Source organism: Marivita sp., assembly GCF_020055675.1.
GTDB lineage: Bacteria > Pseudomonadota > Alphaproteobacteria > Rhodobacterales > Rhodobacteraceae > Marivita.
In genome coordinates this window covers 1-7,725 of the sequence record NZ_JAIPUS010000052.1, presented here as the reverse complement: position 1 = coordinate 7,725, position 7,725 = coordinate 1, and the positions used below count along the sequence as shown (strand labels likewise).

7 protein-coding genes, 1 tRNA gene and 1 pseudogene are annotated in these 7,725 nt (G+C 61.2%); 7 read left to right on the top strand and 2 right to left on the bottom strand.

Translation table 11 applies throughout. The features are described 5' to 3' along the window. Positions 1 to 110: 110 nt before the first annotated feature. Both LCF59_RS17035 and LCF59_RS17030 read left to right on the top strand, forming a co-directional pair. Positions 111 to 1,238: a methyltransferase gene (locus tag LCF59_RS17035; RefSeq protein ID WP_292288819.1), complete on the top strand. Its 1,128-nt coding sequence runs from the start codon at positions 111 to 113 to the stop codon at positions 1,236 to 1,238. Between the two features lie 9 nt (positions 1,239 to 1,247). Further along, complete coding sequence (locus LCF59_RS17030) at positions 1,248 to 2,891, top strand: alpha/beta fold hydrolase (RefSeq protein ID WP_292288818.1); 1,644 nt, start codon at positions 1,248 to 1,250, stop codon at positions 2,889 to 2,891. Between the two features lie 4 nt (positions 2,892 to 2,895). Here the strand turns inward: LCF59_RS17030 and LCF59_RS17025 are convergent, their stop codons facing one another. Further along, on the bottom strand, positions 2,896 to 3,540 hold the full coding sequence (locus LCF59_RS17025) for a DUF1648 domain-containing protein (RefSeq protein WP_292288817.1): 645 nt from the start codon (positions 3,538 to 3,540) through the stop codon (positions 2,896 to 2,898). 113 nt (positions 3,541 to 3,653) lie between these two features. Here LCF59_RS17025 and LCF59_RS17020 point away from each other — a divergent pair, with 113 nt between their 5' ends. From LCF59_RS17020 to LCF59_RS17000, 5 genes and pseudogenes are all read left to right on the top strand, one after another. Further along, positions 3,654 to 4,187 (top strand): hypothetical protein, encoded by a 534-nt coding sequence (locus LCF59_RS17020; protein ID WP_292288816.1) that lies wholly within the window; start codon positions 3,654 to 3,656, stop codon positions 4,185 to 4,187. Between the two features lie 23 nt (positions 4,188 to 4,210). Then, positions 4,211 to 4,759 (top strand): hypothetical protein, encoded by a 549-nt coding sequence (locus tag LCF59_RS17015; protein ID WP_292288815.1) that lies wholly within the window; start codon positions 4,211 to 4,213, stop codon positions 4,757 to 4,759. After that, positions 4,756 to 6,135: a radical SAM protein gene (locus LCF59_RS17010; RefSeq protein WP_292288814.1), complete on the top strand. Its 1,380-nt coding sequence runs from the start codon at positions 4,756 to 4,758 to the stop codon at positions 6,133 to 6,135. The genes LCF59_RS17015 and LCF59_RS17010 overlap by 4 nt, the downstream gene beginning before the upstream one ends. After that, positions 6,132 to 7,217: a radical SAM protein gene (locus LCF59_RS17005; RefSeq protein ID WP_292288813.1), complete on the top strand. Its 1,086-nt coding sequence runs from the start codon at positions 6,132 to 6,134 to the stop codon at positions 7,215 to 7,217. The genes LCF59_RS17010 and LCF59_RS17005 overlap by 4 nt, the downstream gene beginning before the upstream one ends. Before the next feature lie 37 nt (positions 7,218 to 7,254). Further along, positions 7,255 to 7,380 (top strand): annotated as a pseudogene (locus LCF59_RS17000) (IS6 family transposase); the annotation flags it as partial. 239 nt (positions 7,381 to 7,619) lie between these two features. Here the strand turns inward: LCF59_RS17000 and LCF59_RS16995 are convergent. Then, positions 7,620 to 7,696, bottom strand: a tRNA-Met gene (locus LCF59_RS16995). Positions 7,697 to 7,725 lie beyond the last annotated feature (29 nt).

The window sequence follows — 7,725 nt, the reverse complement described above, 5'->3', positions numbered from 1 at the left end:
CATGCATGTCATCGCCGCGCGCGCACGCGCCGACGATACGACCTACCCCACCGGGTCGCCGGAGGCCGCACTGGGAGCCGAATTACCCTAAACCCTGATTGAGGCCTACCATGAACATTCAAGATACGTCACATGCGATCATCAACAACACAGCCGAAAGCGTTAAATTGCCGCTTTTGGCAGATACTCTGACAGAACTCGGTTATGGTGAATTCTTTGCCTGCTTCAACCCGCTGTCGCCTCGTTTGCAAAGCTGGACCCGCATGCGTTCCTGTGTGCCAGGCCATCTGCGGGCATCGGTCGACCTGTTTCTCTTTGGCGAAGCGGTCGAGGCCGGGCGCCTGCCGCCCGCTTTGCTGGACCTCGTGCCGATGCTGAAGGCGCGGGGGCTGTTGTCCGAGACTGCGCAGGGGTTCCTGCACACGCCGGACCTCGTCCTTCTCCCGGTGCAGGGGAACTGGCTTTTTTGCCAGCGGCCACAGGTGAACCCGACACTTTATTTTGGCGATGACTCGCTCGCGCTGCTGATGCGCAGCATCCCGCGCAGCGGCAAGACTGCGCTGGACCTCTGTGCCGGTCCCGGCATCCAGACCCTGCATGCCGCGCGGTTTGCAGATCATTCCGTAGGAGTCGAAATCAACCCGGTGGCCGCCGATCTTGCGCGGATTAACATGGCGCTGAACCGGCTTGACCACAAGGTTGAGATCCTTTGCGGATCGCTGTTTGCGCCGCTTGGAACACGGCGTTTCGACAGCGTCACCGCAAACCCGCCGCTCCTGCCCTTCCCCGAAGAGATCGCCTATCCCTTTGTCGGACACGGCGGTCGTGACGGGCTGGTGATCACAAAGAAAATCCTCGCCGGGCTTCCCGTCCATCTTGCCGATGGCGGTCATGCCCAGATCGTCGGCACCACGCTGAGCGATGGCATCCTGCCGACCACGCTCGATACGCTGGAGGCGCTGGCAGAGGCGCATGATCTTGGCCTTACCATGAGCGTCATGTCGCACCACCTCCTCACACCGGGGAGCGATTATTTCGATGGCCTGGTCGCAACGGCATCAAGCAACACAGATGTGCCACCGGCGCAGATCGCCGAGGCCTTTGCCAACATGCTGCAGGAAGAGGGTGCCACACATCTCTGTGCATTTTTCCTTCACGCCGCACACCGCACCGTCGGGGACCTACACCTTATCGACGTGGCCGCGGTCGATGAACCCGGTTTGTGGTATATACCCTAGAAAGTCGCAATGAAGAGATTTCTGTCCATATCCAAAGACCTTGCGCCCGGCTGGCGCGTTCAGTTCGCCATGCGCCTGAACGACACCACGTTCTGCGAAAGCTGGGGCGAACTGCTTGGCACGGATCAAGACGACGACCTTCCTGGGGAAACGCTGCACCGGTTTCGCTTTTTGCAATGGATCGACCCGGCGGCGGCGGGATCGACCGGGCCGGTGACCTACCGCAGCTGCGAAATGCTCTGCCGCGACGATCTGGCCCCAGTCCGCTATGTCGTCCACTCGGCCGGCGAAACAGCGGTGTTCCGCATCACCCGGGAACAGGTCAGGGTGACATTGGCCACCGGCCAGGAAATCGCCGCGCCGATCGACGCCCCGGATTTCCTTCTGGATGCAAATATGATTCCGCAACTCGATCTGTGTGTGCGCCTGCTCACAGGCGGGGATGGCGCGGGCTTTGTCGGCCGTTTCCTTTCCCCGAGCGCCATGCAGACGATCGAATATACGCTGGACCCCACTGAAACAGGCTGGCAGTCGAGCTTTGGGGAGACCATCACCCGCGCCGAGTCCGGCGGCGTTGAGCGCGTCGATGTCGATGGCGTTGAAATCCGGCACCTGCCCTTTACACTGCCGATCTGGGCGGATCGCGCCGGTGACATCACCGCCGAGGTGCCCCGGGGCTATACGCCTCCTGCAAGCATGCGCCTACGGGAGACGAGCTTCCAAGGTCCCGATGTCGTGCATGGCGCTGCACTCGCCGCGCCTCTGAACGGTGGAACCGCCTTTGCTGCAGCGGTCTACTTTGCCGGGTCCGGACGGATCGACCGGCACGGGTTCAGCGGGCTGCTGGATCTTGGAACGCATCAACTGCTGGACGGGCTGGCAGAGCGCGGGGTGGTATCCCTGCGCTATGACAAACGGGGCGCAGGGGTGACGCCGCTTGGAACCGACATGCTCGAACCCAGTTTCGAAGGTGTGCTGTCGGATGCCCGAGCCGCCGTCGCCGCACTGCGTGCCGCGCCCGAAAGCGCGGGCCTGCCGCTTTACTACATCGGTCACAGTCAGGGCGGGCTGGTCGCGCTGATCCTTTCCCAGGAAGATCCGAAACCGGCCGGAGTCGTCCTGCTGGCGACGGTCGCACGACCCATCGATCTGGTGCTGGCCGATCAGGTCCGCTCACAGGCAGACAAGCTGGCATTTTCCGAGGATGTCCTAACCCGGCGGCTGGAAGATCTGCGCGCGCTGTTTGATCATGTGCGTCGTGGCCCCGACTCCGACAAATCCGCTCTGCCTCCAAAGATCGCGGCGCAGCGCCACTTGATGCGCTGGTATCGCGAGCAGCTGGCCCATGATCCCGTCACGGCAATCAGGCGCACAAAGCTGCCGATCCTGCTGATGCGCGGTAGCAAGGACGAACAGGCTTTCGACGCGGATGATCGTGCCTTTCTGGACGCGGCGGAAGAAGAAGATCTCGATTTGACCTACCGTCTGTTGCCCGGACTGGATCACCTGATGGTTCAAGACAGCGGCGGCGGACTGGCCGACTATGCCCAGTCGGGTCGGCAGGTCGAGCAGTCCGTTGTCGACGCCATCGCTGACTGGATCGCGGAACGGCAGGGCACGATCCGCCAGGAGGAGGAACGGCATGCGCGCTGATTTTTCAGCCGTCGTCGGGATGCCGCTCACGGTACAGGCGCGCCGCATAGAAATGGGCATCCACTGCGATCAGAAGTGCCGAGCCAAGAATGACATAAAGCGCCCAGTCCGAACGGATGACGCCCAGAAGACAGACACACGCCGCCAGCCGCAGCCACAGCGACACCCGGCGGTTGGTGGCCTCCCAGACAGTCGCGTCCGCCAGCGTATGCCGCGTGCGCACCCCCAGAAGCGGGTTGCGATCCGCGTCCCGCATCAGCAGTCCGGCCCCGAAAAACGCAATGGCCGCGACAAGCGACCCGATCATCTCGGGCTGGATGGCAAACCCCGCGTTCAGAGCAAGCACAGCCAGATGCACGATCAAGAACGCGCATTGCAGGCCTACGAGCGAGCGTTCGAAAAGCTGGAAACTGTTACCCTCGAACCGACTGCGCCAACGGTGACCCAACGCCAGAAGCCCGAAGCCCAGAAAAGCACCGATTGCCGGAACGATCAAAAGCGCCACAGCCGTCGGCGCACGCAGCGTGACACGGCCATCCGCCCCCCAGTGCATGTCCAGTTGATCGGGCAGCCAGGGCAGCCAAAGCACGCCGAGCGCCAGAGTGATAATCGGGAAACCCAGGATGGCTGCTTTTCGTCCGATCCGCAAAGTCGTTTTCCGTCCACGTTTCACGATACCCAACCACCCCTGCGCCGAAAATGGAATCTGGTGATTTAACTTAGCTGCTTGCTTTGGCGCCCGACACGAAAGGAGCTTTCCAAATGCCCAAGCCAAGATTTTCGTCGATATTTCTAAGACTGTCACGGGACCCGGAGGCCCGCAAGGCCTTCGTCGAGAACCCGTCAGAGTTCATTCGAAATGAAGGGATCGATCCGGAGCGCCTTGATCTGCCACGAAGCGTGGATGCCGACACGTTGGACGCCAAGATCAAGGCGGCCTTCGGCGGGGGAGATGCCAGCTGGGCGATCGAACCCGCCGAAGCGGCCAGGCTGAACGCCGAAGAACTCTGGTCGCGCTTTGGCGTGATCGCCGAGCGTGAGCAGCCCGATGATGGCGGGACAAATTCGGTTGTGGTGACACAGACCGGCGCCACGGCAACCGCGATTGTCGTCTATGGAACCTCGGTCGTGACCTCCGAAGGGGCCTCCGTCGCCTTCGAAAGGGCACGTTTCTTGCGCAGCATCATGCGCCTGCGCAAATCCGACCTGACTTTTTCGATCACGCGCCCGGACGGCACCGCAATCGACAATCTGCCTGCCAGCGCCGTTGAAACCCTTCTGCGGCGCGTGCGCTGACAGACAAGAGGAGGATTGGTACGATGCCAGGCATCATCATGAGCGAGCTCTTCTCCCGCCTGGGCGAAGACAAGGCGTTCCGCGATCGCTTTGCCAAGGACCCCGCCAAGGTCCTGAGAGAAGCGGGCTACGATCCGGACCAGTTGGAACTGCCGTCGCAGATTGACCCGGAGGCGCTGGAAAAGCGGGTGACCCGGATTCGCAAAGGCGAAGAGACCCTTGAGGGCACCGAGGCGGAACTCTCGCGGCTGACAGCCAACGAACTGTGGGAGAGGTTCGCAATCGTGCGCCTGCGCGAAGGAGCCGACCCGGTGTCGGCAAGTGTCGTGCACGGCCCCGCAACGGCGGTGGTCTATGGCACGACCGCAACCAATGTCGTGACTTCGACCATCACCGGGACCAGTGGCGGCAGCAACTTCATGCTGTCCGAGGCGCAGGCACACGGGTTGCGGGACCTCATCGGTTTTGATCCGGAATTGCTGACCTTTACGATCAAGGGCCCGGATGGCGTGTCCGTCGGTGAGTTGAACGCCAAGACGGTTGAGGCGCTCTTGAAGCGGCTTGATCCATGAGCGACGCAAGGGCCGCCTACACCGGCAATCCCGAAGAGCTGCAACGGTGGCGCGCGGGCTCTCACGCTCCGCCCACAGTTGCGGTGTGGGAAATCACTTTGCAATGCGATCTGGGCTGTCGTCATTGCGGATCACGCGCCGGCAAGGCACGCACCGACGAACTATCCACCGCGCAGGCTTTCGACGTGATCGATCAATTGGCCGATTTCGGCGTACGCGAGGTCACTCTGATCGGCGGCGAGGCTTATCTGCGCCCAGATTGGGACAGGCTCGCATCGCGTATTGTGCAGCGCGGCATGGCCTGTACCATGGTCACCGGCGGACGAGCCTTCACGTCGGAACGTGCCCTTGCAGCGGCCATGGCCGGGATCAGCAAGATCGGGGTTTCGCTTGATGGTCTGGCGCAAACCCATGACCGTCAGCGCGGCAAACCCGGCTCTTGGGAGTCTGCCGTGGCCAGCATAGATGCCATTCGCGGCGCAGGTATCGAGGTGGCGCTGAACACGCAAATCAACCGCCTGACCATGCCGGAATTGCCTGCCGTCGCGGATTTTCTGATCGCCAGAGGGGTCAAATCCTGGATGGTGCAACTGACGGTTCCCATGGGGCGTGCGGCAGACCGTCCGGGGCTCCTGTTGCAACCCTACGAACTTTTGCAGCTGTTCCCGCTATTGGCCTGGATCAAGACGGAAAAGCTGACACCCAACGGCATCGGTTTTTTTCCCGGCAACAATGTCGGATATTTCGGCCCCTACGAAACCACGCTTCGCTACGGCGGCGAGATGGGCTTTGTCTGGGCGGGATGCGGCGCAGGGCGCGCCTCCATCGGGATCGAAGCGGACGGCAAGCTCAAGGGATGCCCCTCCCTGCCATCTGCGCCATATTCCGGCGGCAACCTCAAGGATCGGTCGCTGGCCGAGATTTTCACGACCGCGCCGGAAATCACCCACATCCACGAGCGCAGCCGCGACGATCTCTGGGGGTTTTGCAAGACCTGCATGCACGCGGACCGCTGCAAGGCCGGGTGCACATGGACGTCGCACAGTCTGATGGGGCGGCCGGGCAACAACCCATATTGCCACCACCGCGCCGATACGCTGCATCAGCGCGGGCTCCGCGAACGCGTCGTGTCCGTCAGGCGGGCGCCCGGGCAGCCCTTTGATTTCGGCCGTTTCGAAATCATAGAGGAGGACGCCTCGCTGCCATTGCCGGAAGACACCCTTGGAACGGCAGACCGCACGGCGCTGGCGCGGTTGTTCGATCTGCGCAGCGATGCACAGAGCATCTGGGACGAGCAGGAACTGTCGCAGGCCCTGAAAATTACAACGCGGCATCTGGAAGCCACCGCCAGTACCGAAAAGGGAGACAAGACATGAACGCGTGTTCTCCGCAAAAACCCAGCTTCGAGCTGGGCATCATGTTCACCCACACCTGCAACATCGCATGCCGCCATTGTGGAATTCTATCGCATCCAAAGAACCGCAACCGCATGGCCGAGCCTGACCTGATGGCGCTGATCGACGATGCCGCAGCCCTGCCCGAACCGCCCGACCTGATAGTCTTCACCGGTGGTGAGCCCTTCGTGCATCCAGATACTCTGGCACGCGCGCTGCGAAGATGCCGCGATCAAGGGATGCCGACCCGCGTCGTGACAAACGGCTTTTGGGCGCGTGATGTCGGTCAGGGTCTGGATGTGCTCATGCGCATGCAGGAGGCGGGCCTCAACGCGCTGAATTTCAGCGCCGACGTCTGGCATCTGGAATTCATGGAGGCGCAGACGCTGCACAACGCCATCGACTGTGCACAGCTTCTGGGATTTCACGTGGTGGTCAACATGGCGGTGCTCGATGACACCGATGTGGTGGACCAGTTCTGCACTCTCTACGGCTTCCAGCGCACGCGCGTTCAGGCACTGGACCAAGCCGAATTCTTCAAGGCGCAGACGGACATCGACCTGTCACACAAGCTGCTGGAAAAGATCCATCTGTCATGGGGGCGCGTCGTGCGGCTTGGTCGCGCAGAGCAGGAGATCAGCGATTTCAACCCGAAACCGCTGTCGTACTATACCAATGGTGGATGCAACGAGGTCATAAACCGCCCGGTCATCTATCCGGACGGCGATCTTCAGGCCTGTTGTTGCGCGGGAGGAAAGATTGCCTCTTTCCGAGTGGGGAACATTCATGACCGCCCCCTGTCGGACTTGCTCGCCGATATGCGCCAACGCAGCCATTTCCGCTACATTAATGCGGTTGGGCCAAAGGCGTTGCATCGCGCCCTCGCGCAAGCGAAGGGCGTCACACCGGACGAAAAGGCCTTCTGCTCGATCTGTGATGTGTGCGTCAAGCTTGCGGACCAACTGGCCGCGAAAGAAGTCGACGAGATCTGCGAAGTTGATGTGCTGAGACGACTCGTGATGGCCGGGGAAAGTCTCGCGCCGGAACAGATCGTGGAGCGCTAATCGACCTGTTGCGGTTTGATTCCGGTCCCTTGATAGCATTGTCACGGACCGGCTGCGTTCGTACGGCTCTGCGATGAAGGAGATCGCCGATGCCGATCGACAGGCAATGGGGCGTTGGTTGAACAATAGGGCAGAAAATTACCACCTGCCTTTCCTGAGACGAGTTCAAATTGGTCTGACAGCACCCGTGTTTTGAAAGGAATACCCGGTCACCTGCGCCGCGCCGCATTCCTTTCGATCAAGCGCTATCTGATAAACCAAGAGGTTCCCTAGGCCGTGGAGGATGCGCATGAGTGCTTACCTTTGCTTCCTACCGTAGCCCCAGCGTAGCACCACGCCTTACGCCTCAAACGCAAGGATGGACCCTTATGGCGTTATCATCTTGCTTTTGCTGTATGATTTTGGTTGCGGGAGTAGGATTTGAACCTACGACCTTCAGGTTATGAGCCTGACGAGCTACCGGACTGCTCCATCCCGCGACGCTTTGTTTTGGGCGTTTTGCCCGTTT

What these genes read in the sequence shown, in the direction of transcription:
- LCF59_RS17020 (WP_292288816.1), top strand. Translation starts at nt 3,654, where the DNA reads ATGCCCAAGCCAAGATTTTCGTCGATATTTCTAAGACTGTCACGGGAC.
- LCF59_RS17010 (WP_292288814.1), top strand. Translation starts at nt 4,756, where the DNA reads ATGAGCGACGCAAGGGCCGCCTACACCGGCAATCCCGAAGAGCTGCAA.
- LCF59_RS17015 (WP_292288815.1), top strand. Translation starts at nt 4,211, where the DNA reads ATGCCAGGCATCATCATGAGCGAGCTCTTCTCCCGCCTGGGCGAAGAC.
- LCF59_RS17030 (WP_292288818.1), top strand. Translation starts at nt 1,248, where the DNA reads ATGAAGAGATTTCTGTCCATATCCAAAGACCTTGCGCCCGGCTGGCGC.
- LCF59_RS17035 (WP_292288819.1), top strand. Translation starts at nt 111, where the DNA reads ATGAACATTCAAGATACGTCACATGCGATCATCAACAACACAGCCGAA.
- LCF59_RS17005 (WP_292288813.1), top strand. Translation starts at nt 6,132, where the DNA reads ATGAACGCGTGTTCTCCGCAAAAACCCAGCTTCGAGCTGGGCATCATG.